Source organism: Allosphingosinicella sp. (assembly GCF_036570505.1).
Classification (GTDB): domain Bacteria; phylum Pseudomonadota; class Alphaproteobacteria; order Sphingomonadales; family Sphingomonadaceae; genus Allosphingosinicella.
In genome coordinates this window covers 1-20,779 of record NZ_DATCYB010000021.1, presented here as the reverse complement: position 1 = coordinate 20,779, position 20,779 = coordinate 1, and the positions used below count along the sequence as shown (strand labels likewise).

The window sequence follows — 20,779 nt, the reverse complement described above, 5'->3', positions numbered from 1 at the left end:
GCGGCCTGCCCTGCGGCGCGAACGATTTCAGGATGGCTTGCGTCGAGACCGCCCGTCAGCGCGCCGAACGCTGGCAGGATCAGCTTTCGTTCGGCCGCGACAAAACAGCGGCGCGAGACGTGGCGGCCGCGATGGGTGATGCGGAGCTTGGGATGAAAATGTCCTGACAGTTCCGGCCTGGGCTCGGCGGGATCGGCTTCATGGCGAAGGATCAGGCCGTCCACCGCCGCTTCCTCGACGATCGCACCGCCGCAATGATCGGCGAAGCCGGGGTCGTGGTTGCCGGTGATCCATGTCCAGCGAGTCGAGGCAGTCAGGGTGCTCAGCATCTCCCGGGCCCGCCGGGGCAGCCGGTTGCAGCCGTCCCGGTCGTGGAAGCTGTCTCCGAGACACCAGATTTCCTGCGCTCTGCTGCTCATGGCCAGGACGGTCAGATCGGAGAGCGTGGCGATCGAATCGTAGGGCGGTAGCATCTGGCCGAGCCGCGCGAACCAGCTCGCTTTTTCGAGATGTAGGTCGGCGACCAGCAGCGCGCGCCGCGCTGGCCAGAACAGCGCGCCTTGCGGCAACGCCATTAATTCGACACCACAGAACGAAAAGGGAACCACAGGGCCGGCTATAGCCGGACCCGCGCGGCTTTCAAGTCGGGGTCAGGCCTGCGATTCGCCGGCGGTCGCGGCACTCTCGACCGGGGGAGGCGACTGCGGGGCATCGCTCTCGGAGGGCGCGGTCACCCACAGCATGAGGGCGCCGGCGACAAAGCCCTGCGCCACCAGCGCGAACGGATTCTGCAACTTCTGTTTGATCGTCATTGCCGTGTCTCGGTCCTGCAGACCGCCTTCCGTTACGCCACATATGCGAATCGTCTGCCTGACCGCACCTAAACCGGAGGTGAATCGCGATCGAGCACCCTTAGACGAAGGTGTCCGGCCGGACGACGAAGGTGCATCTGGGGCGCCGATGGCGCCGATTCAATCCATTTGCTCGTCGATTTTCTCGGATGGGAGATAGCGCTCGAACAGCTTGATGAGGGTCAGGAGGATGAGCGCCAGGCCCGCGCCGATCGCCACCACCGCATATTGGCCGGCGCCACAGGCGATGCCGATCGCGCAGGCGATCCAGATGTTGGCGGCCGTCGTCATGTTGCGGACCTCGCCGCGACGCACGAAGATGAGGCCCGCGGCGATGAAGCCGATCGCCTGGCTGAGCCCCTGGATCGCGCGCAGCGGATCGGGGGCCGCACCGTCGCCGCGAAGCTGGTCGTAGAGGATGAGCGAGGAGACCATGATCATCGCGCTGCTGAGCGCGACCAGCGCATGGGTCCTGATCCCCGCTTCATGGCCACGCATCTCTCGGTCGAGGCCGAGAAGCAGGCCGATGCCGGATGCCATCCCCAGACGGAGCAGGAGGTCGCCGACGGTGAACAGGGCGAGGGGGTCGGTGTCCAGCATCGCCCAGCGTTACAATGCGCCGGCCTCGCCCGTCCAGTCGGCGCTGCTCGCGTCAGGAAGGCCGGCGAACGACCATCTCGAGGACGGCAGGGTGCAGCGGCTGGGCAAAGGCGCAGCCGAGCTCCGCCCCTTCCGCCCAGGCGACGCGCGCATGGAGGGCTTCCAGCCCCGGCAGCTTGAGCCAGATGTCGGCGCCCGGCTCCAGGAGAAGGTGCGTGCGAACCCTGAAGCCATGCGTGGAGAGGTCGAGCATTTCGACGGTGACGCCGCTCGCCCCGCGCTGCCTGAGACCGGCGTCGAGCGAGACCTTGGTGCGCCTGGCGCGGCGTTCCCGGGCCGGAACCCGGGTCGTCAGCTCTCCGGTGAGGCCGGCAATTCCGGCGGCGAACGTGGGTCCGTTCATGATTCCGGCCGCCTCCCCATAAAATCAATCGCCCGGCGCGGCGATGCCGACCGACCGTGCCCAGATTTTCGCGAGCTTGCGTTCCTCCTCGGTGAAATCCTCGCCCATGATCCGGGGTCGGCGGAAGCGCTCCCGAGGCTTGGCTGGCGGTTTCGAGATGTGGACGAGCACCTCGCTCTCGTCGATCATCTGCAGGAACTCGATGCCCAGCCGGTTGCCGCCTATCCAGGCGACCCGCGCGGGAACGACCGTCTGACCGCGCGTGAATATGATCTCGTCGCCGACCGACAGGTCTCCCTGACACTCGACGAGCGCGCCCTTGCGCGACAAGTCCCTGAGGCGGGCATCAAACTCGCCGGCGTCCGTCCGCAGGCGCGCGCTCAGCAGGACGCGCGAGCGTTTGGCCCGCCGCTGGCTGGTACGAGAGACTTCGCCGAATGTTTCTACGCCCATCTTTACTCGCCACCCCCTTAAGGCGCCAATAAGATAGGAAACCGGCCCTAAGCAGAGGTAAACCGCCGGCGCGTATTCTTTCTAACCCACATCGGCGTTGACGCCGCGCCCCCGCACCTTAATGCCGCCCCCATGCGCTTTTTCTCCGATAATGCCGCCGCCGTATGCCCCGAGGCCATGGCGGCACTCGGGCAAGCGAACCGTCTCGATACCGCCTATGATGGTGATGCGTGGAGCGCCCGACTGGACGACGCTTTTTCGGATCTGTTCGAGAGGCGCATCAGGGCGCTATGGGTGGCGACGGGGACGGCGGCCAACTCGCTGGCGCTGGCGGCGCTCTGTCCAGCCCACGGCAGCATCGTCTGCCATCGCGACGCCCATATCCAGAATGACGAGTGCGGCGCGCCAGAATTCTACACCCATGGCGCCAAGCTGCTGCTGGGCGAGGGAGAGGGCGCGAAGCTGACGCCGGAGACGGTTGAGGCCGTGCTGGCGACCGTCAGAAACGACGTCCACCAAGTGCAGCCGCATGCGCTGTCGATCACCAACGCGACCGAATATGGCCTCGTCTACACGCCCGAGGAAGTCGCGGCGCTGGGCCGGCTCTGCAAGGCGCGTGGTCTCGGCTTCCACATGGACGGGGCGCGTTTCGCCAATGCGGTGGCGCGGCTCGGCTGCGCGCCGGCGGACCTCACCTGGCGCGCGGGGATCGACGCGCTGAGCTTCGGCTTCGTCAAGAATGGCGGGATGTCGGCCGAGGCGCTGATCTTCTTCGATCCGGATCTCGCCGCCGCGACCCTCTATCGCCGCAAGCGCGCCGGGCATCTCCTTTCGAAGGGCCGCTATCTCGCCGCGCAGATCCTCGCCATGCTAGAGGACGGCGTATGGATGAAGAACGCCCGCGCCGCCAATGACGCCGCCGCCCGGCTTGCCGCCGCGGCGGGAGGCCGGCTTGTCCTTCCGGTGGAGGCGAACGAGGTGTTCCTCAAGGCTTCTCCGCCAGAAGCGGCGGCGCTGCGGGCGAAAGGGTTCGATTTCTACGACTGGGGCCCCGGCGAAGCGCGGCTGGTGACGAGCTGGAACAGCGAGCCCGCTCATGTCGAGGCGCTGGCAGAGGCGATCAGGAGCCTGTGACCGATCACGACCGCGCGTTCCTTCAGCCGCGCGTCCTCATCCCCTTCATCGTCATCACCCTCATCTGGGGGTCGACCTGGATCGTCATCAAGGATCAGCTGGGGGCGGTGCCGCCGACCTGGTCGGTCACCTACCGCTTCATCATCGCCGGCGCGACCTTGTTCGCCTATGCGCGGGCGACCCGCCAGTCGCTGATAATCGGGCGCGAAGGGCATGCCCTCGCCGCTTTGCTCGGCCTCCTCCAATTCTTCCTCAATTACAATTTCGTCTATGCCTCCGAGCAGCACATCACCTCCGGTCTGGTCGCGGTGATCTTCGCGCTGCTGCTGGTGCCGAACAGTGCCCTTGCCTGGCTGTTCCTGAAGCATCCGATCGGCGGCCGATTCCTGCTCGGCTCGGCCATCGCCATGGCGGGCGTCGTCCTGCTCTTCATCCAGGAAATACGTGCCACCACCGCCACGACTGATGAAGTGCTTCTGGGCCTCGGTTTCGCCCTACTCGCCGTCCTGTGCGCCTCGGTCGCCAACGTCATGCAGGCGACCGAGCGGATGGGTGCCCGGCCCGTCCTCGTCATGATCGCCTGGAGCATGGCCTATGGCAGCCTCGCCAATGCCGGCGCCGCCTGGCTCCTCGACGGCCCGCCCGTCATCGAGCTTCGCCTCGGCTACTGGCTCGGCCTTCTCTATCTCGGCCTGTTCGGCTCGGCGCTCGCCTTCACTTTCTATTTCTCGATCATCCGCGCCATCGGCCCCGGCCGCGCCGCTTATTCCAGCCTGCTCGTCCCGATCATCGCCATGGCTTTCTCGACGCTCTTCGAAGGCTATCGCTGGTCCTCGCTGGCCGTCGCCGGCGGAGGGCTGGCCCTCGCGGGGCTCTTTATCGCCTTGAGGGCGCGACGGGCCTAGCCGAACCCTCATACTGCTTCACTCCATCGACGCGATAGGTGTCATTGCATTGCACCGCGCCCCGTCGCGACCTAGATGCACCCTATGCTCGACGCCCTGAAAGTCTCCGCCCCACCCGCCGCCGTTCTTCGCCAGGATTATCGGGAGCCGGACTGGCTGGTGCCGGAAATCGCGCTGGAGTTCGATCTGGCGGCGGACCGGACGGTGGTGCGGGCGACGCTTTCGGTCGAGCGCAACGGGCAGCATGACGCGCCGCTGCGGCTCGATGGCGAGGATCTGGCGCTGGTGGGGGTGCGGGTCGACGGGCGGCCCGTCGAGCACCGCTATGCCGACGGGGTGCTGACCATTTCGCTGTCGGGCGACAAGGCGACGGTCGAGACGATTGTCGAAATCTCGCCCAATTCGAACAGCCAGTTGATGGGCCTCTACGAATCGGGTGGGAACCTGTGCACCCAGTGCGAGGCCGAGGGCTTTAGGCGGATCACCTTCTTCCCCGACCGGCCGGATGTGCTCTCCCGCTACAAGGTCAGGATGACGGCCGACAAGGCGCGCTATCCGGTGCTGCTGGCCAATGGCGATCCGGTGGCGTCCGGCGACGCCGCGGAGGGTCGGCATTGGGCGGAGTGGCACGATCCCTTCCCCAAGCCCTGCTACCTCTTCGCGCTGGTGGCGGGCGACCTCGCCGCCAATCGCGACCAGTTCGTCACCTCCGGCGGCAAGACCGTCGAGCTCGGCATCTGGGTGCGGAATGCGGACCTGCCCAAGACCGAGCACGCCATGGCCTCTCTGAAGGCGGCGATGGCGTGGGACGAGCGGGTCTATGGCCGTGAATATGACCTTGATGTGTTCAACATCGTCGCCGTCTCCGACTTCAACTTCGGCGCGATGGAGAATAAGGGCCTCAACATCTTCAATTCGCGATACATCCTGGCCGACCCCGACACGGCGACGGATGCGGATTATGACGCCATAGCCGGTGTCGTCGCGCACGAATATTTCCACAATTGGTCCGGCAACCGCGTCACCTGCCGCGACTGGTTCCAGCTATCCCTGAAGGAAGGCTTCACCGTTTTTCGCGACCAGCAATTCTCGGCTGACCAGGGTTCGCCGGCGGTCAAGCGGATCGAGGATGTACGGATGCTCCGCGCGGCACAATTCCCGGAGGATGCCGGGCCGCTGGCCCATCCGGTGCGGCCTGAAAGCTATATCGAGATTTCGAACTTCTACACGGCGACGGTCTACAACAAGGGCGCCGAGCTCATCCGGATGATGCACACCATCCTGGGCGAGGAGAAGTTCCGCGCCGGCTCCGATCTCTATTTCGAGCGGCACGACGGCGAGGCGGCGACCTGCGAGGAATTCGTCTCCGCCATGGAAGATGCGAGCGGTTGCGACCTGACCCGGTTCCGCCTCTGGTACAACCAAGCCGGCACGCCGCGCGTCCGCGCCTCCCTGAGCCACCATGCCGGCGACGGACGCGCCCATCTGGAGCTGGCGCAGGAACTGCCGCCGACGCCGGGGCAAACCGACAAGAAGCCGATGCCGATCCCGCTCAAGGTCGCCTTGTTCGGCGAGCTCACCGGCGAGAAATATGCCGACCGGCTGGTGGTGCTGGAGGAGGCCGACCAGAAGATCGTCTTCGACGGGATCGGCGAGCGGCCGGTGCTATCCATCAACCGCGACTTTTCAGCGCCGGTCATCATCGAAAGCGACCGAGGCGCGGAGGATCTCGCCTTCCTCTCGGCCAGCGACGACAACCCGTTCGCCCGTTACGAGGCGATGCAGCAGCTGATGCTGGATACTCTGGTCGCGGCAATCTCGGGTGCGAAGGCAACGCATGGGCCGGTGATCGAGGCGGTGCGGCGCACGCTCGAGGATGAGCGGCTCGATGCCGCCTTCATCGCCGAGGCGGTGCTGCTCCCGACCGAAGCCTTCATTGGCGACCAGATGCTGGTCGTCGATCCCGAGGCCATCCATGCCGCGCGCGAGGCGCTTCGGGCCGATCTCGGCGAGGAGCTTCGGGCGCTGTGGCGCGACGCCTATGCCGCGACCGCCGCCAACCGTTTCGAAACCTCGCCCTCGGCCAAGGGCGCGCGGCGCCTGCGGACAGTGGCGCTCGCCTACCTGATGGCGGGTGGGGCGGATGACGCGGCGGCCATGGCGATGGCGCAATTCGAGGGCGCCGACAACATGACCGACCGTCAGGGCGCGCTCGGCATTCTTTCGAACAGCGACGCGGGCGAGCGCACGGCGGCGCTGGACGCCTTCTACCGGCGCTACCGGATCAACGCGCTGGTGCTCGACAAATGGTTCTCGGTGCAGGCGCTGTCGACCCGGGACGATACGGCGGCGATGGTCGAGACGCTGGCGAAGCATGGCGACTTCACTCTTGCCAATCCCAACCGAATGCGCTCGCTGGTCGGCGCTTTCGCCGCCAATCAACGGGCGTTCCATGATCCGTCCGGACGCGGCTACCGCTTCCTTGCCGACATGATCCTGGCGGTGGAAAAACTGAATCCGCAGGCGGCCGCGCGGCTGGTGCCGCCCCTGGGGCGCTGGCGGCGGTTCGATGAGGCGCGCGCCGCGCTGATGCAGGCGGAGCTCAAGCGCATCGTCGGGACGAAGGGCCTCTCCAAGGACGTATTCGAGCAGGCCTCGAAGAGCTTGGGCTAACCGCCGATCCAGGTGGCGACGTCGGTCGCGACCTGGTTGGCCGCCTGGTTGAGGGCGGGCCCGACCGACGCGGTGTCGACGGCGGCGACCGGGACGCGGGCTTCGAACCGGCGCGTCTCGATGGCGTCGGCGCCGCGCGCCAGGGCAGCGTCATAGGTCACCACCGCCTCCATCGCATCCGCATCGACGCCGAAACTCTGTAGCTGGCCGGTGAGGCGGACGCCCGGATCGAAGGTGAATTGCTGCGGATCGAGGACGACGCGGCCGGTGCGGGCGGTGATCGTCTCCGATAGCAGGCGGCCGAACAGCGTGTCGGGCGTCTCCACCCATTGGGCGTTTTTTAGATAGGCCACCGCCGTCCCGCCGGAGCGGACCGGCACGCGATTGGTGTTGAGCGCCTGGGGAAGGCTCGGCGGCACCACCGTGATCGCCTCGTTGGCGGCGGCGGTCCGGCTCGTCGCGGGAGCCACCGTCGCGGCGGGCTCGAGCGTCAGGAAATAGGGGGGCGGATCGGAGCCGAAGCTGATGCAACCCGAAAGGGCAAGGGCGAGGCCCATCGTGATGATGGGCGAGGCAAGCTTATATCTCATTATCGCGGCTCATAATCTGGAAGTTTCTCCGCGCCGATGATCGATCCCGCGCCTTGCTGATTGACCTTTTCCGTCACCGAGCGAAGCGCCTGCGACGTCGCGCGAAGGTCGCGGACGAGCTGGCCGATCTCGGGCAGGGTCTGGTTGGAGAAGGCCTGCACGCCGGGCCGCGCGTCGGAAATGACCAGGTCGAGGTTCTTCATGCTCTGCTCGGCCGCCTGGACGGTCTGCTGCAGGTCGTTGATGAGCGGGCGGGCGTCGTCGGCGAGCAACTGGTCGGTCGTGTCGGCGAGCTCCCCGAACTCCTCCGCCGCATCGCCCGCCTGACGGATAGCGACGCGCGCCTCGGCCAGGGTGGCAGCGATTTCGGGTCCCCGTTCGGCGAGCGATCCGCTGATCTCCTCCATATTGTCGAGGATCGCGGCGATCGAGGCCTGGTTGCGGTCGGCCAATAGTTCGGTCAGCCTTTCGGTCAAGGTCGAGACGCGCTGGAGCAGCTCGGGGGCGCTGCTGAGAAGTTCGCCGAGCGCACCAGGTTTGGTGGGAATGACGGGCACGCCATAGGGACCTTCCCCGCTTATCGGCGGCGCCCCGGCCGGTGCGGGATCAAGCTGAATCTGGGAAACGCCGGTGAAGCCGACGCCCTCGATGGTCGCCGTCGTGCCCTCCAAAATCGGAACCTCCTCGCGCACGGCGATGCGTACGCGGACGAATTGAGGCGTTCTGGGGTCGAGGTTGATCGACTCGATCTGGCCCACCGGCACGCCGTTGTAGCTCACCGCGGACCCTTTCGCGAGGCCGTCGACCGCCTGCTTGAAGAAGATGTCATATTCCTTGTTATCCTCGCCGGACACCTGGCTGAGCCAGATGATGAAGCCGAGCACGGCCACGATTAGGGCCAGCACAACGCCGCCGACGAGGATATGATTCGAACGGGTTTCCATCAGCTCTCAGCGCTCTCCCTGGCCGCCGCGCCGGCCGTTCTTTCGGCCGCACGCCCGCGGGGACCCCTGAAATAATCCTGTATCCATTCATGGTCCAAAGCCAAGAGTTCGTCGATCGTTCCGACCGCGACCACCTTCCTGTCGGCCAGCACCGCGACACGGTCGCAGATGGCGTAGAGCGTGTCGAGGTCGTGTGTGATGAGGAAGACGGTAAGGCCGAGCGCGTCGCGCAGCTCCGAGATGAGCTCGTCGAAGCCGGCGGCGCCGATCGGGTCGAGGCCGGCGGTCGGCTCGTCGAGGAACAAAAGCTGCGGGTCGAGCGCGAGGGCGCGGGCGATGCCGGCGCGCTTCTTCATGCCGCCCGACAGCTCGGACGGAAATTTGGGCCCGGCGTCGGCGGGAAGGCCGCTCATCACGATCTTGTAGGAGGCGATCTCGTCGAGCAGCGTCTCGCCGATATTGGGATAATATTCGCGGATCGGCACCTGGACGTTCTCGGCCACTGTCAGGGTCGAGAACAGCGCCCCGCCCTGGAAGAGGACGCCCCAGCGCCGGCGGATATCCTTGCCCTCCTCTTCGCCTCGGCCGATCATCGGCTCGCCGAAGACGGTGATCTCGCCTTCGTCGGGGGTTTGGAGGCCGATGATCGAGCGCATCAGCACCGACTTGCCGGTGCCGGAGCCGCCGACGACGCCCAGTATCTCGCCGCGCCGGACCTCGAGATCGAGATTCTCGTGCACGATCTGCTCGCCGAAGCTGTTCCTGAGGCCTTTGACCTCGACGATGGTTTCGCCGCGCCCGTTCATATCCATCCGATCTCGGTGAAGAAGACGGCGAAGAAGGCGTCGAGGACGATGACGAGGAAGATGCCTTGGACGACCGCGGTGGTCGTGCGAAGTCCCACCTCCTCGGCGTCGCCCTCCACCTGCAGCCCCTGGAAGCAGCCGGCCATGGCGATGATGAGGCCGAAGACGGGCGCCTTGATGAGCGCCCCCCACAGGTCCGTCATCGGCACCACCTCGCGTATGCGCTGGACGAAGGTTATCGGCGGGATATCGAGCGAGATCCAGGTGAAAAGACCGCCCCCAACCAGCGCGCACAGCGCCGCGTAAAAGCCGAGCAGCGGCATCATCAGTACCGTCGCGAGCACGCGAGGGAAGACCAGCACTTCCATCGGCGAGACCCCGATCGTGCGCATGGCGTCGACCTCTTCGCTGAGTTTCATGGCCCCGAGTTGCGCGGCGAAAGCCGAGCCCGACCGGCCCGCGACCATGATCGCGGTCATCAAAACGCCCAGCTCCTTGACCGCCGAACGGCCGATGAGGTTGATGGTGAACACTTCGGCGCCGAACTGACGAAGCTGCACCGCGCCCTGCTGCGCGATGACGATGCCGACGAGGAAGCTCATCAGGCCGATGATGCCGAGCGCGTGGACGCCCACGACCTCGAAACGCTGCACGACGGCGTTGAACCGAAAGCGGCTCGGATGCTTGATGATGTTCCAGGTCGCGATGAGCAGGGCGCCGAAAAAGGCGAGCAACCCGAGGAGGCTGCGCAGCGCCACGCTGGTGGATTCGCCGACTTGCCCGAGCACGCGATAGAGCGGCGGCGTGCGATCCGGTCGCACCTTTACCAGTTGATCCGACTGCGCCACCTGCTGGAGGAGCAGTGCCTGATCCTCGTCCGCCCCCACCACCTCGGCGCCCTGGTCGCGGACCAGGCGGTGGATCAGCCAGGCGCCCACGGTGTCCATCCGCTCGACCTGGGACACGTCCGCCACTAGCTTCTCGGCGTGCACTTCCTCCAGCCGCTCTGGCAAATCGCCGATCCGGGCCAAGGTCAAACGCCCGGTGAAGCGCAGATGACAGGCACCATTCTCCTCGGACTGGCTGAAATCGGCGGCTGCGACATTCATGCGGCGGGACGATGCTTCATTTCGGGGACAGCGGCAAGCGTGGGGAAGGGAGTGGACAAGCCCTGTGCTCCTGTGCTTGCGCGGGTTCCATGAAGGCCGCGCTCGCCATCTACGACATGGATCGCACCATCACGCGGCGGGCAACCTACACGCCTTTCCTGATCCATGCCGCCTCGCGCCTTGCGCCGTGGCGGCTCGTCCTGCTGCCGCTCGTCCCGCTGTCGATGCTGGCCTATGGGCTGAAGCTTGTCGGCCGCGCGCGCCTCAAGGAGATCAATTACCGCCTCCTCATCGGCGGCGCGACCGATCCAAAGCGGCTTGAGCCAGTCATCCAGAGCTTCGCCGACCGGCAGGTGGCGACCAACATCCTCCCGGGCGCCCGCGCCAGCATCGCCGCCGACCGCGACGCCGGCCGCCGCATCGTCATGGCGACCGCCTCCTACCGCCTCTATGCCGGCGCCATCGCCGAGCGGCTCGGCATTCGCGACGTGATCGCCACCGAAACGCAGCTCGACGCCAAGGGCCGCATCATCGCCCGTATCGAGGGCAGCAACTGCTACGGCGACGCCAAGCTCGCCATGATCGAGAACTGGCTGGAACGCGAAGGCCTGACTCGCGAGGCGGTCCATATCCGCTTCTATTCCGACCATGTGTCGGATTCGGTCGTCCACCACTGGTCCGACGAGCCCGTGGCCACCAATGCCCATGAGCGCCTGATCAAGGTCGCCAAGGCGGAAGGCTGGGAAGTCCTGGACTGGAGTAGATAACCCTCCTCAGCAAAAGCTGGGGAGGAATTAGATCGCGCTCAGCGCCTGATCGAAATCGGCGACGAGATCGTCCGCATCCTCGACGCCGATGGAGATGCGGACGAGATTGTCGGTGATGTTGAGCGCCTTCTTGCGTTCGTCCGGGACCGACAGGTGGGTCATCGCCGCCGGGGCACTTGCCAGGGTCTCGGTGCCTCCCAGGCTCACGGCGAGCTTGGCGATCTTGAGCGCATCGAGGAAGGCGAAAGCCTCACGTTCGCCGCCTTTCAGGTAGAGCGAGAAAGTGGAGCCGGCGCCGGTGCAATGGCGTTTGTAGATATCGGCCTGCCGGTCATCCTTCAGGAAACCGAGATAGCCGACGCTCTCGACCTTGGGATGGTCGCGGAGGAAGGCGCATACCTTGGCCGCATTCTCGCCCGCGCGGGTCATACGGAGTTCCAGTGTCTCGAGGCTGCGCAGCAGCATCCACGCGCTGTGCGGGTCGGTGATCGTGCCGATCGTGTTCCGCATGGCGCGGATCTGGTCGAGCAGCGCCTTGGCGCCGACGATGCCGCCGGCGACGAGGTCGCTGTGGCCGCCTGCATATTTGGTGAGCGAATAGACGGAAAGGTCCGCGCCATGCTCCAGCGGCTTCGACCAGAGCGGGCCCAGGAACGTATTGTCGATGGCGATGGGCGGGCGGTGGCCCTCGCCGTCGAACAGCGCCGCCCGCGCGGCGGCGACCGCCTGCACGTCGACGAGCTGGTTGGTCGGGTTGGCGGGGCTTTCGAGATAGATGAGCGAGACGCGGCCCAAGCCCTTGGCCCGCTCCATCACGCTTTCGATCTCCTCGCGGGTCGCGCCGGCGGGAAAATCGAGCCACTGGATGCCGAAGCGGCCGAGGATGCGGGCGATCAGCGTCTCGGTCGCGGCGTAGAGCGGCCCGGAATGGACGATCACGTCGCCCGGCTGGACGAAGGTGAGGAGCAGGGTCGCGATGGCCGACATGCCGCTCGAGAAGGTCAGCGCCTCCTCCGCATCCTCCCAGACGCTCAGGCGATCCTCGAGTATCTCCTGGTCCGGCCCGTTGAAGCGCGAATAGACAAGGCCCTCGGCACCGCCTGGGCGCTTGCCGGTAACGCCTTCGAAATGGCGCTTGCCCGCCGCCGCGGTCTCGAAGACGAAGGTGGAGGTGAGAAAGATCGGTGGCTTCAGCGAGCCTTCCGACAGCGCCGGGTCGAAGCCATGGCCCATCATCAGCGTCGAGGGCTTGAGCTTCCGCCCGCCAATTTCCAGCACGTCCGGCTTGGGGCGGCGGCGCGGCGTGGTGCCGCTGATGTCGGATTCGTCGTTCACGTGAGGCTCTCCTGGACCGGGGTCGGATGCTGCCTAGACCTAGTGGATGAGAGCGGCAACCGCCCAGACGATCCCGACCATGATCGGGATGCCGGCGAGATCGAGCAGGAGCCCCGCCTTCAGCATCCGGGGAAGGGCGATGTGGCCGGTGGCCCAGGCGATGGCGTTGGGGCCGGTGCCGGACGGCAGCATGAAGCCCCAGCTCGCCGCCATCGCCGCCGGGAGCGCCAGCAGGATCGGGTCGGCGCCGGTGGCGAGGACGAGGCTGCCGACGACTGGGATGATTCCGCTCGCCGTGGCGACGTTGGAGGCGAATTCGGTGACCAGGATGACCAGCGCCACCAACACCAGGGCGACGATCAGCGGCGGCACGACCGAGAGCGGCTGGAGCGCTGTGCCGAGCCAGGTCGCGAGGCCGGATTCAGTGATCCCTGCCGCCAGCGCGAGGCCGCCGCCGAACATCATGATGACGCCCCAGGGCGCGCGGTTGGCCTCCTCCCAGTTGAGGATGGCCCGCCCAGTGCCGTCGGGAATGACGAAAAGGAGCAGGGCCCCGAGGATGGCGACTGTGCCGTCGGTGAGCGCGTCATCCGGAAGGAGAGGCGACAGGAGCGGCACCAGCACCCAGGCGACGACGACCGCCGCCACGAGCGGCACGAGGCGTTTCTCGGCGACGCTCCACGGTCGCATCTCGCCGATGCCGGCGCGGGCAGCTTCGCCGTCGAAATCCTCCGGGCGCACGCGCTGGATCTTGAGCAGGATCAGCCAGCAAAGCGGGATCGAGACGAAGACCAGCGGCAGACCGTAGATCGCCCAGGTGAGGAAATCGATGTGGAGCCCGGTCGAGCGCTCGATGATGCCGGCGGCGATGGCGTTGGTGGGCGAGCCGACCAGGGTGCCGAGCCCGCCGATCGAAGCGGCGAAGGCGATGCCCATGGCCAGCGCGCCCGGAAAGCCGTCCGTCTCGCCCTCGCCGATCCTGGCGGCGTGCAGCACGGCGACCGCGATCGGAATCATGATGAGGGTGGTGGCGGTATTGGAGACGATGAAGCTCAAAATCGCCGTCGCGGTCATGAAGGCGAGGAGCAAAGCTGCGGGCGTCGTCCCGCCGCGGCTGATGATGGCGAGGGCGAGGCGGCGGTGGAGGCCGGTCCGCTCGATCGCCAGGGCGATGATCGCGCCGCCGAGGACCAGGAACAGGATCGGCGAATAATAAGCCGCGGCGGCCTCGTTGGCGCTCATGACCCCGAACATCGGGAAGGCGAGGAAGGGGAGGAGGGCGGTGGCGGTGAGCGGCAGCGCCTGCGTCATCCACCAGGCCGCCATCAGCAGCACCAGCGCCGAGGCGCGCCAGGCCTCCACCGGCATGCCTTCGGGCGCCGGCATCATCAGCATGATGGCGAAGACGGCGAGGCCGCCCCACAGGCCGATCCGCGCGGCGGTCATTCGGGGAAATTACGCCTCATCACCGGCGCCAGCTGCGGCAGCGCCTCGCCCTTCAATGCGATGGCGTGGAGCTTCGGGCAGTGCTCGGCGAACCAGGCGCGGCGCGGTCGCCAGCGTGACATGACGGTGACATAGAGGTCGAGCGCGGACGGCTCATCGCCCAGTATCCAAGGGCCATTACCCAGCTCCTCCTCGAACTGGTGCCAGAGCGATAGGCGGAAGGCATCAACCCGCTCCGTCAATTGCTCCGCCGCGCCGGGAGCCCAGCGCTCGGGATAATCGCGATAGGTGAAGGTCGGATAGACGGCCGAGACGAACCAGATCAGCCGGTTGAGGAAGGCGGGGCGTTTGGAGTCGGCCACCGACGGGGCGAGCTTGGCTTCGGGATGAAGCTCGGCAAGGTGCAGGACGATGGCGGCGCTTTCGGTCAGCACCGCGCCACCGGGTGCCACCAGCGTCGGCACGCGAGCGAGCGGATTGACGGCCAAAAGGAGGTCGCGCTCCGGCCCCGGCGTGTCGAAACCTTCGACATCCTCGAACTCGAACGGGACGCCGGCCCAGGCCAGCACGCCTTCCGCAAGGGTCGATCCCCAGCCGCGCGCGCCGTAAAGCCGCCAAAGCGCCATTCATCCTCCCCCTAAAGCGCGATCAGCGAGATCTGGCGCCCATAATCCGCCTCGCCGCGATGCGTTGCGCGGCGATAGCTGAAGAACCTATCGGGATCGGAGTAGGTGTCCAGCCCCAGCGCGTCGATGCGGTTTATCCCGGCATCGGCAATGCGAGAGACGACGTAGGCTTCGAGGTCGAACTGATGGTGCCCCGCCCGCCCGCCGGCGAAGAAGCGCTCATTCTCCGGCGCCTGCTCGACGAAGCGGCGCAGGAAGGCCTCGTCCACCTCATAGGATTTGCGGGCGATGGTCGGCCCGACGGCGGCGACAATGCGGGCGCGGTCGGCGCCGAGCTTTTCCATCGCCGCGACGGTCGCTTCGGCGACCCCGCCAATCGCGCCTTTCCAGCCGGAATGGGCGGCGCCGATCACGCCCGCTTGGCAGTCTGCGAAAAGGACCGGCGTGCAATCGGCCGTCAGGATGCCAAGGGCAAGGCCGGGGCGGTCCGTGACCATCGCGTCGGCACGGGGGCGGGCGTTATCGGGAAAGGGCTCCGCCACGGCAATGGCGGTTGCGGAATGGACCTGATGCAGCGTCACCAGGTCGGCGCCGCGCGCGACCGCTTCGACGGCGAGTCGGCGATTGGTTCGGATCGCTTCGCGATCGTCGTCGGAGCCGAGGCCGACGTTGAGACCCGCGCAGACACCGATGGAGGCGCCGCCACGCCGACCCAGGAAGCCGTGGGACACGCCCTCGAACGCCCTGGAGCGGATCACCTCAACCGGCATGGGCATCCTCCAGCGACAGGCGCATCACATGATCCACATCGGCGTGATTGCCGACCATGAAGTCGTAATCGCCGACATATTCGAAGCCGTAGCGGGCATAGAAGCGGCGGGCGCGGTGATTGTCGATGAAGACGGAGAGGTACAGGTCTTGCGCGCCGCGCGCCTTCGCCTCGGCGATTACCCATGCCATCAGCTTGGCCGCGATGCCGCTGCCGTGCCAGGGTGCGAGGACATAGAATTGGCGAAGCTCGATGGAAGGCCCGCGCGGTTCGAAAGGAAGCGAGCGCGGGCCGATCTTGGCATAGGCGATCGCCTCCCCCTCCGCCTCGACGATGCGAACGGCATAAGCGGGATCGGCCAATTCCTCGGCCCAGCGCTCGTCGGTGTGATGGGCAAGGAAGGCGGCCAGATCGTCGGGCCTGTATAGATGGCCGAAGGTCTCGGTAAAGCTCTGGCGGCCGAGTGCCGCCAGCCGCGCCGCGTCGTCCGGCCCGGCGTCGCGCATTTTCATCTTCAAAAGCCCTCCGGTTCGGGCCAGCCGCGCGCGACCAGCGCCATGACCTTGAACAGACTGCCCATCTGGTCCGGGGCGACCAGCCGATCGCGGGCGGCGGCGATGTCGGCTCCGCTCTCCGGCGCCGCTTTCGTGAGCGAGGCGGCGCGAAGGTCGATGCCCATCGTCTTCAGCCAGTCACCCTGATCTCGGGGTCCGCTGACGCGGACGCCCTCCGCTTGCGCCGCGTCCTCCAGCGCCTCGAAATCGACATGGGCGGTAAGGTCGCGTGTCCCGGGCGCCTGCCACGGATCGGCAAAGGCGTGGCGTTCCACCGCCTGCAGCGTGTCGCCAAGGCCTGTTCGCTCATGGCCATAGTCGACGATCAGCGCGGCGCCGCCCTGCGCGGCGATCCGCCGCGCCAGTTCGCGGACGACGGCGACGGAAGCGGGCGAAGTCTCGAGGATGCTCCCCGGCGTGGCGTGGCGGAGCCGCTCGGGAACGGACTTCCCTGGCCTCGGCGATCCGGCGGCCGGAACGAACCGGTCTTCCTCCACCGTCACCAGCCTTTCCCGCCAGCCCGTCTTCGTTGCGACCAGTTGGTGAATGGGCAGCGCGTCGAAAAATTCATTGGCGACGATCAGCAGCGGCACATTGTCCGGAAGGGTCGTGACATCGCCGTGCCAGCGCGCTGCCGGTACCTGCTCCGCCTGGGCTTCGCTCAGGGTCGGGCTGGTTTCCACAAGATTGGCCGGCGGCTGCAGGCCCGCCGAGCGCATCGCCCTCAGCGCATCGGCGGCGAGCGTGCCGCGCCCCGGCCCCAGCTCGACATAATGCGCCGTCGCCGGCCGCCCGGCCCGCATCCAAAGGTCGGCGAGCCACAGGCCGATCAGCTCGCCGAACATCTGGCTGATCTCGGGCGCGGTGGTGAAATCGCCCTCGGCACCCAGCGGATCGCGGCCGGCGTAATAATGCGCGTTCGCCTCCGCCATATACTGGGCGACCGAGATCGGGCCGGCGGTCGCGATCAGGCGGGTAAGGCGGCCGGAGATATCAGACAACGGAGGCTGGTGGCCGAGTCAGGCCACACTCTCGCTTCCGGCGATCGGCTCCACCCGCTGCCGGCGGCCCTTGGCGGTGGCGATGAGATAGATGCCACCCAGGATCATCGGCACGGTCAGGGTCTGGCCCATGGTGAGGCCCCAGGAGAGGTTCTCCAGCCCCGCGTCGGGCTGGCGGACCAACTCGACCAGGAAGCGGCTGATGCCGTAGCCCAGGATGAAGGTGCCGACGAGCTTGCCCGGCTGGTAGCGCGCATCGGTTTTCCAGAAGAGGAACCAGAGGAGGAGGCCGAGCACGATGCCCTCCAGGCCCGCCTCGTAAAGCTGACTCGGGTGGCGCGCCACCTCGCCGCCTGAGGGGAAGACCATAGCCCAGGGTACGTCGGTAGGCCGCCCCCAAAGCTCGCCGTTCACGAAATTGGCGAGGCGACCGAAGAACAGGCCGAAGGGGACGCAGCAGGCGACATAATCGTGGATGCGGAGCCAATCGAGGCCGTGTTTCCGCGCCATCCACAAGATGCCGAGGCTGACCCCGATGACGCCGCCATGGAAGGACATGCCGCCATCCCACAGTTGCAATATCTCCAGCGGGTTCTCGAAATAGAATTCGGGCCGGTAGAAGAGGACGTAGCCGAGCCGGCCGCCGATCAGGATGCCGAGCGTCGCGTAAAAGACCATGTCGTCGGCATGGCGGCGGGCCATGGGGGCGCCGGGCTTTTCGATCAGCTTCAGCAGATACCACCAGCCGAGGACGATGCCGGCGAGATAGGCAAGCGAATACCAGCGGAGCTGGAAGAAGCCGAGATCGAGCGCGACCGGATCGAGGCCGAGGCTGTCCCAGCGCAAGGCTGCCGTAGCGTCAGCGGCGAGGGCGGCGATTTCCGGCTGTAACAAGGCTTTCCCCTTCGATTTTCCGCCCTCATAGTGGCGTGAAGAGAAAACCGGAAGAGCAGGAGAATCTGGGTGCCGAGTGAGCTCGACCGCAAGTTCGACGCCGTGATGGGAGTGGTGACGGGCCAGAGCGGCCGAATCCGCGTCGGCCATGATGAGGAGGGGCGCGCTGTCGTTACCAACCTGCCGCCCACCCTGCCCGGCCTGTTCGATGCTTTCTGCGCCCTTCATGCCGAGACGATCGCCGTCATCGCCGGCGGCGAGCGGCTAGCCTTCGCCGAGCTCAACGAGGAGGCGACGCGGCTCGCCCATGCGCTGGCCAGCGGTTTCGGCATCCACAAGGGCGACCGGGTGGCGATCGCCATGCGCAACGCTCCGAGCTGGATCGTCTGCTACATGGCCGTGCTGAAGGCGGGCGCGGTCGCCGTGCTGGTCAACGGCTGGTGGCAGGCGGACGAGCTGAGGCATGCGCTGGAGCTGACGGAGCCGAAGCTCGTCATCGCCGATACTCCCCGCGCCCAGCGGATCGAAGCGACGGGCCTCGATCTGCAGACGGTGACGCTCCCGATCGAGCGACCGCTGCACGAGGCGCTGGCGCCGATTCTCGATGAAGGCAATGGCGACGGCGCGCTGCCCCAGGTGAAGCCCGAGGATGACGCGACGATCCTCTTCACCTCGGGCTCGACCGGCAAGGCCAGGGGCGCGGTTTCGACCCATCATGCGGTGACGACCGGCACCTATGCCTATGCGATCGGCCTCGCGACCTTGCGCGGCATTCTCGAAAGCGAGGGTCGCCCGCCGCCTCCGCCGCGCACGATGGTCGCCGTACCGCTGTTCCATGTCACGGGCGAAGTGCCGGTGATGCTGAACAGCTTCGTCGTCGGCCGGGGCATGGTGCTGCTGCCCAAATGGGACGCGGGCGAGGCGCTCAGGCTGATCGAGAAGGAGACGGTCACCTATTTCGTCGGCGTGCCGACGATGAGCCTGGAGCTGATGCAGCATTCGGACCGCGACTCATATGATCTTTCCTCGCTCACCGACATCGCCGCCGGCGGCGCGGCACGGCCAGTCAGCCATGTGAAGCGCCTCCAGGAAGCTTTCCAGGGCGCGCAGCCGGCACTCGGCTATGGCCTGACCGAGACCAATGCGGTGGGATGCAGCAACTTCTGGTCCAACTACGCCGACAAGCCCGCCTCGACAGGGCGCGCGCAGGCGCCCCTGGTCGAGGTCGCGATCCTCGGCGAGGACGATCGTCACTTGCCATCAGGCGAACACGGCGAGATCGCCATCCGCTCCGCCGCTAATATAAGCGGCTACTGGCGCGATCCGGAGGCGACCAAGGTCCTCTTCACCGCCGACGGCTACGTCCGCACCGGCGATATCGGCTATCTCGACGAGGACGGCTATCTTTTCATCGTCGACCGCAAGAAGGACGTCATCATCCGCGGCGGCGAGAATATCAGCTGCCAGGAGGTGGAGGCCGCGCTCTATGCCCATCCCGCCGTCTCCGAAACGAGCGTCTTCGGCTTGCCCTGCGATCGGCTTGGAGAAATGCCGGTGGCCGTGATTTACAGCGAGGACGACCGCGCCCTCGACGAGGAGGCTCTGCGGGCGTTCCTCGACGGGCGCCTGGCCCGGTTCAAGCATCCCGTCCATATCTGGGTCCATCACCAGCCGCTGCCGAAGCTCGGCACCGGCAAGGTCGACAAGGTCACGCTGAGAGAGCGCTACCGGGCGGAGCTCGGCCAGCCCGCGCCAATGCACTAGCCGCCTCGACGCCGCGTCATTATCAGGCACTGATGGCTTCGAGCGGGACAGGAATGGGCATCAGCCGGCGCGGACTGCTGATCGGCGGGGGCGCGGGTGTGGGGTTGCTGGTCGCCTGGAGCCTATGGCCGCGAGTCTACCCACCCAACCTGCGCGTTGCCGAGGGCGAATCCCTGTTCAACGCGTTCCTCAAGATCGCCACCGACGGCCGCGTCATCGTCGCCGTGCCGCAGGCGGAGCTGGGGCAGGGCGTCTATACCAGCCTGCCGCAGATCCTCGCCGACGAGCTCGGCGCCGACTGGCGGACGGTGGCGGTGGAACCGGCGCCGATCGGTCCGCTCTACGCGAACGCCTTTCTCGCCGGTGATGCGCCGGAAGATTCCATCCCCTCCGCATGGCGCGGCGTCGCACGCTGGGCGGCCGGGGAGCATGACGGGCGAGTGGCACTGATGCTGACCGGCGGCTCGACCTCCATCCGAGCGTTCGAGGCGCCGCTGCGCGAGGCGGGGGCGGCCGCCCGGGCCCTCCTCAGCATGGCGGCGGCCGAGCGGTGGGACGCCGACTGGGAGAGGCTCGACACGCAAGGCGGCTTCGTCGTCAACGGGCCGCAACGGATCGGCTTCGGCGAATTGGCCGAGAAGGCAGCCACGTTGGAGCTGCCCGAACATCTCCCCGTCCGCGGCGGTCTCGAGAACCGACTGGCCGGACGGCCGCTGCCCCGCCTCGACCTTCCTTCCAAGGTCGACGGGTCCGCCCGCTTCGCGGGCGACGTGCGTCTGCCCGACATGGTCTACGCCTCGGTTCGGCGGGGTCCCTATGGCGGGGGGCCGCTGCTGCGGATCGACCGCGATGCGGCGGAGGCCGTGCCGGGCGTGATCGCCCTTTTCGAAAATCCCTGGTGGGTCGGGGTGGTCGCCAGCAACTGGTGGGCCGCCAACCGCGCCGTCGAGGCGATGAAGCCCGCCTTCGGCGCACCCGAAGACCCGATCAGCAGCGCAGGAATCGAGGCAGCGCTGGCGACGGCGCTGGAGGCTGACGAGGGTGTCCGCGTGTTCGGACGCGGCGATATAGAGGCGGCCTATGCCTTGGGGCCGATCTACCGCGCCCGTTATTCGGCCGGTGCCGCGCCCAATGCACCGCTGGAAACGCTGAGCG

At 67.0% G+C, this 20,779-nt stretch carries 22 protein-coding genes; 6 read left to right on the top strand and 16 right to left on the bottom strand.

Features of this window, described 5'->3' with window-relative positions; genetic code table 11:
• The 5 genes from pdeM to VIR62_RS01705 form a co-directional block, all read right to left on the bottom strand.
• A partial coding sequence (gene pdeM, locus VIR62_RS01725) for a ligase-associated DNA damage response endonuclease PdeM (protein WP_431868153.1) occupies positions 1-608 on the bottom strand: 608 nt, incomplete at its 3' end.
• 42 nt (positions 609-650) lie between these two features.
• Positions 651-812: a hypothetical protein gene (locus VIR62_RS01720; RefSeq protein ID WP_431868151.1), complete on the bottom strand. Its 162-nt coding sequence runs from the start codon at positions 810-812 to the stop codon at positions 651-653.
• Positions 813-971: 159 nt separating this feature from the next.
• Complete coding sequence (locus tag VIR62_RS01715; protein WP_431868149.1) at positions 972-1,451, bottom strand: MgtC/SapB family protein; 480 nt, start codon at positions 1,449-1,451, stop codon at positions 972-974.
• Positions 1,452-1,503: 52 nt separating this feature from the next.
• A complete protein-coding gene (locus tag VIR62_RS01710) occupies positions 1,504-1,854 on the bottom strand; it encodes a PilZ domain-containing protein (protein ID WP_431868147.1) in 351 nt (116 codons plus the stop codon).
• 24 nt (positions 1,855-1,878) lie between these two features.
• A complete protein-coding gene (locus tag VIR62_RS01705) occupies positions 1,879-2,307 on the bottom strand; it encodes a PilZ domain-containing protein (protein WP_431868145.1) in 429 nt (142 codons plus the stop codon).
• 132 nt (positions 2,308-2,439) lie between these two features.
• Between VIR62_RS01705 and VIR62_RS01700 the strand changes: the two genes are divergently transcribed.
• The 3 genes from VIR62_RS01700 (at position 2,440) to pepN (ending at position 7,019) form a co-directional block, all read left to right on the top strand.
• Entirely contained in the window at positions 2,440-3,441 is a 1,002-nt protein-coding gene (locus VIR62_RS01700) for a threonine aldolase family protein (protein ID WP_431868143.1), read from the top strand.
• Positions 3,438-4,346: a DMT family transporter gene (locus VIR62_RS01695; protein ID WP_431868141.1), complete on the top strand. Its 909-nt coding sequence runs from the start codon at positions 3,438-3,440 to the stop codon at positions 4,344-4,346. Before VIR62_RS01700 ends, VIR62_RS01695 begins: the two co-directional genes overlap by 4 nt.
• Before the next feature lie 84 nt (positions 4,347-4,430).
• Positions 4,431-7,019 carry an aminopeptidase N gene (gene pepN / locus VIR62_RS01690; protein WP_431868139.1) on the top strand — a complete coding sequence of 863 codons (2,589 nt, stop codon included), beginning with the start codon at positions 4,431-4,433 and terminating at the stop codon, positions 7,017-7,019.
• Here the strand turns inward: pepN and VIR62_RS01685 are convergent.
• Genes VIR62_RS01685 through VIR62_RS01670 form a run of 4 tightly spaced genes read right to left on the bottom strand, consistent with a single transcriptional unit; the run spans position 7,016 to position 10,468 of the window.
• Positions 7,016-7,609, bottom strand: coding sequence for an ABC-type transport auxiliary lipoprotein family protein (locus VIR62_RS01685; protein WP_431868137.1), 594 nt, complete (start codon positions 7,607-7,609; stop codon positions 7,016-7,018). The two genes, pepN and VIR62_RS01685, sit on opposite strands and share 4 nt — an antisense overlap.
• Complete coding sequence (locus VIR62_RS01680; protein WP_431868135.1) at positions 7,609-8,553, bottom strand: MlaD family protein; 945 nt, start codon at positions 8,551-8,553, stop codon at positions 7,609-7,611. The genes VIR62_RS01685 and VIR62_RS01680 overlap by 1 nt, the downstream gene beginning before the upstream one ends.
• Positions 8,553-9,359 (bottom strand): ABC transporter ATP-binding protein, encoded by an 807-nt coding sequence (locus VIR62_RS01675; protein ID WP_431868156.1) that lies wholly within the window; start codon positions 9,357-9,359, stop codon positions 8,553-8,555. The genes VIR62_RS01680 and VIR62_RS01675 overlap by 1 nt, the downstream gene beginning before the upstream one ends.
• Positions 9,356-10,468, bottom strand: coding sequence for an MlaE family lipid ABC transporter permease subunit (locus tag VIR62_RS01670; protein WP_431868133.1), 1,113 nt, complete (start codon positions 10,466-10,468; stop codon positions 9,356-9,358). Before VIR62_RS01670 ends, VIR62_RS01675 begins: the two co-directional genes overlap by 4 nt.
• An 89-nt stretch (positions 10,469-10,557) precedes the next feature.
• Here VIR62_RS01670 and VIR62_RS01665 point away from each other — a divergent pair, with 89 nt between their 5' ends.
• Positions 10,558-11,235 carry an HAD family hydrolase gene (locus tag VIR62_RS01665; RefSeq protein WP_431868131.1) on the top strand — a complete coding sequence of 226 codons (678 nt, stop codon included), beginning with the start codon at positions 10,558-10,560 and terminating at the stop codon, positions 11,233-11,235.
• A 27-nt stretch (positions 11,236-11,262) separates the two neighbouring features.
• Here VIR62_RS01665 and VIR62_RS01660 read toward each other — a convergent pair whose 3' ends face one another.
• Genes VIR62_RS01660 through lgt form a run of 7 tightly spaced genes read right to left on the bottom strand, consistent with a single transcriptional unit; the run spans position 11,263 to position 17,860 of the window.
• Complete coding sequence (locus VIR62_RS01660; protein WP_431868129.1) at positions 11,263-12,570, bottom strand: cystathionine gamma-synthase family protein; 1,308 nt, start codon at positions 12,568-12,570, stop codon at positions 11,263-11,265.
• A gap of 39 nt (positions 12,571-12,609) precedes the next feature.
• Positions 12,610-14,016 (bottom strand): SLC13 family permease, encoded by a 1,407-nt coding sequence (locus VIR62_RS01655; RefSeq protein WP_431868128.1) that lies wholly within the window; start codon positions 14,014-14,016, stop codon positions 12,610-12,612.
• The gene (locus VIR62_RS01650; protein WP_431868126.1) at positions 14,013-14,642 is read right to left on the bottom strand and encodes a glutathione S-transferase family protein; all 630 of its coding nucleotides are present in this window, start codon (positions 14,640-14,642) and stop codon (positions 14,013-14,015) included. Before VIR62_RS01650 ends, VIR62_RS01655 begins: the two co-directional genes overlap by 4 nt.
• A gap of 11 nt (positions 14,643-14,653) precedes the next feature.
• Positions 14,654-15,418 (bottom strand): peptidoglycan editing factor PgeF, encoded by a 765-nt coding sequence (gene pgeF / locus VIR62_RS01645; RefSeq protein WP_431868125.1) that lies wholly within the window; start codon positions 15,416-15,418, stop codon positions 14,654-14,656.
• Positions 15,402-15,923, bottom strand: coding sequence for an N-acetyltransferase family protein (locus VIR62_RS01640; protein WP_431868123.1), 522 nt, complete (start codon positions 15,921-15,923; stop codon positions 15,402-15,404). The genes pgeF and VIR62_RS01640 overlap by 17 nt, the downstream gene beginning before the upstream one ends.
• A 2-nt stretch (positions 15,924-15,925) precedes the next feature.
• Entirely contained in the window at positions 15,926-16,957 is a 1,032-nt protein-coding gene (locus tag VIR62_RS01635; protein ID WP_431868155.1) for a class I SAM-dependent methyltransferase, read from the bottom strand.
• Positions 16,958-16,984: 27 nt separating this feature from the next.
• Positions 16,985-17,860, bottom strand: coding sequence for a prolipoprotein diacylglyceryl transferase (lgt, locus tag VIR62_RS01630; protein WP_431868122.1), 876 nt, complete (start codon positions 17,858-17,860; stop codon positions 16,985-16,987).
• A 69-nt stretch (positions 17,861-17,929) separates the two neighbouring features.
• Between lgt and VIR62_RS01625 the strand changes: the two genes are divergently transcribed.
• Both VIR62_RS01625 and VIR62_RS01620 read left to right on the top strand, forming a co-directional pair.
• Positions 17,930-19,624, top strand: a complete 1,695-nt coding sequence (locus tag VIR62_RS01625) for a class I adenylate-forming enzyme family protein (RefSeq protein ID WP_431868121.1) — start codon at positions 17,930-17,932, stop codon at positions 19,622-19,624.
• Positions 19,625-19,677: 53 nt separating this feature from the next.
• The coding region (locus VIR62_RS01620; protein WP_431868120.1) for a molybdopterin cofactor-binding domain-containing protein at positions 19,678-20,779 on the top strand (1,102 nt) is incomplete at its 3' end.

Coding starts and splice junctions, on each gene's coding strand:
- VIR62_RS01720 (WP_431868151.1), bottom strand. CDS start 812: ATGACGATCAAACAGAAGTTGCAGAATCCGTTCGCGCTGGTGGCGCAG.
- VIR62_RS01715 (WP_431868149.1), bottom strand. CDS start 1,451: ATGCTGGACACCGACCCCCTCGCCCTGTTCACCGTCGGCGACCTCCTG.
- VIR62_RS01710 (WP_431868147.1), bottom strand. CDS start 1,854: ATGAACGGACCCACGTTCGCCGCCGGAATTGCCGGCCTCACCGGAGAG.
- VIR62_RS01705 (WP_431868145.1), bottom strand. CDS start 2,307: ATGGGCGTAGAAACATTCGGCGAAGTCTCTCGTACCAGCCAGCGGCGG.
- VIR62_RS01700 (WP_431868143.1), top strand. CDS start 2,440: ATGCGCTTTTTCTCCGATAATGCCGCCGCCGTATGCCCCGAGGCCATG.
- pepN (WP_431868139.1), top strand. CDS start 4,431: ATGCTCGACGCCCTGAAAGTCTCCGCCCCACCCGCCGCCGTTCTTCGC.
- VIR62_RS01685 (WP_431868137.1), bottom strand. CDS start 7,609: ATGAGATATAAGCTTGCCTCGCCCATCATCACGATGGGCCTCGCCCTT.
- VIR62_RS01680 (WP_431868135.1), bottom strand. CDS start 8,553: ATGGAAACCCGTTCGAATCATATCCTCGTCGGCGGCGTTGTGCTGGCC.
- VIR62_RS01675 (WP_431868156.1), bottom strand. CDS start 9,359: ATGAACGGGCGCGGCGAAACCATCGTCGAGGTCAAAGGCCTCAGGAAC.
- VIR62_RS01670 (WP_431868133.1), bottom strand. CDS start 10,468: ATGAATGTCGCAGCCGCCGATTTCAGCCAGTCCGAGGAGAATGGTGCC.
- VIR62_RS01665 (WP_431868131.1), top strand. CDS start 10,558: ATGAAGGCCGCGCTCGCCATCTACGACATGGATCGCACCATCACGCGG.
- VIR62_RS01655 (WP_431868128.1), bottom strand. CDS start 14,016: ATGACCGCCGCGCGGATCGGCCTGTGGGGCGGCCTCGCCGTCTTCGCC.
- VIR62_RS01650 (WP_431868126.1), bottom strand. CDS start 14,642: ATGGCGCTTTGGCGGCTTTACGGCGCGCGCGGCTGGGGATCGACCCTT.
- pgeF (WP_431868125.1), bottom strand. CDS start 15,418: ATGCCCATGCCGGTTGAGGTGATCCGCTCCAGGGCGTTCGAGGGCGTG.
- VIR62_RS01640 (WP_431868123.1), bottom strand. CDS start 15,923: ATGAAAATGCGCGACGCCGGGCCGGACGACGCGGCGCGGCTGGCGGCA.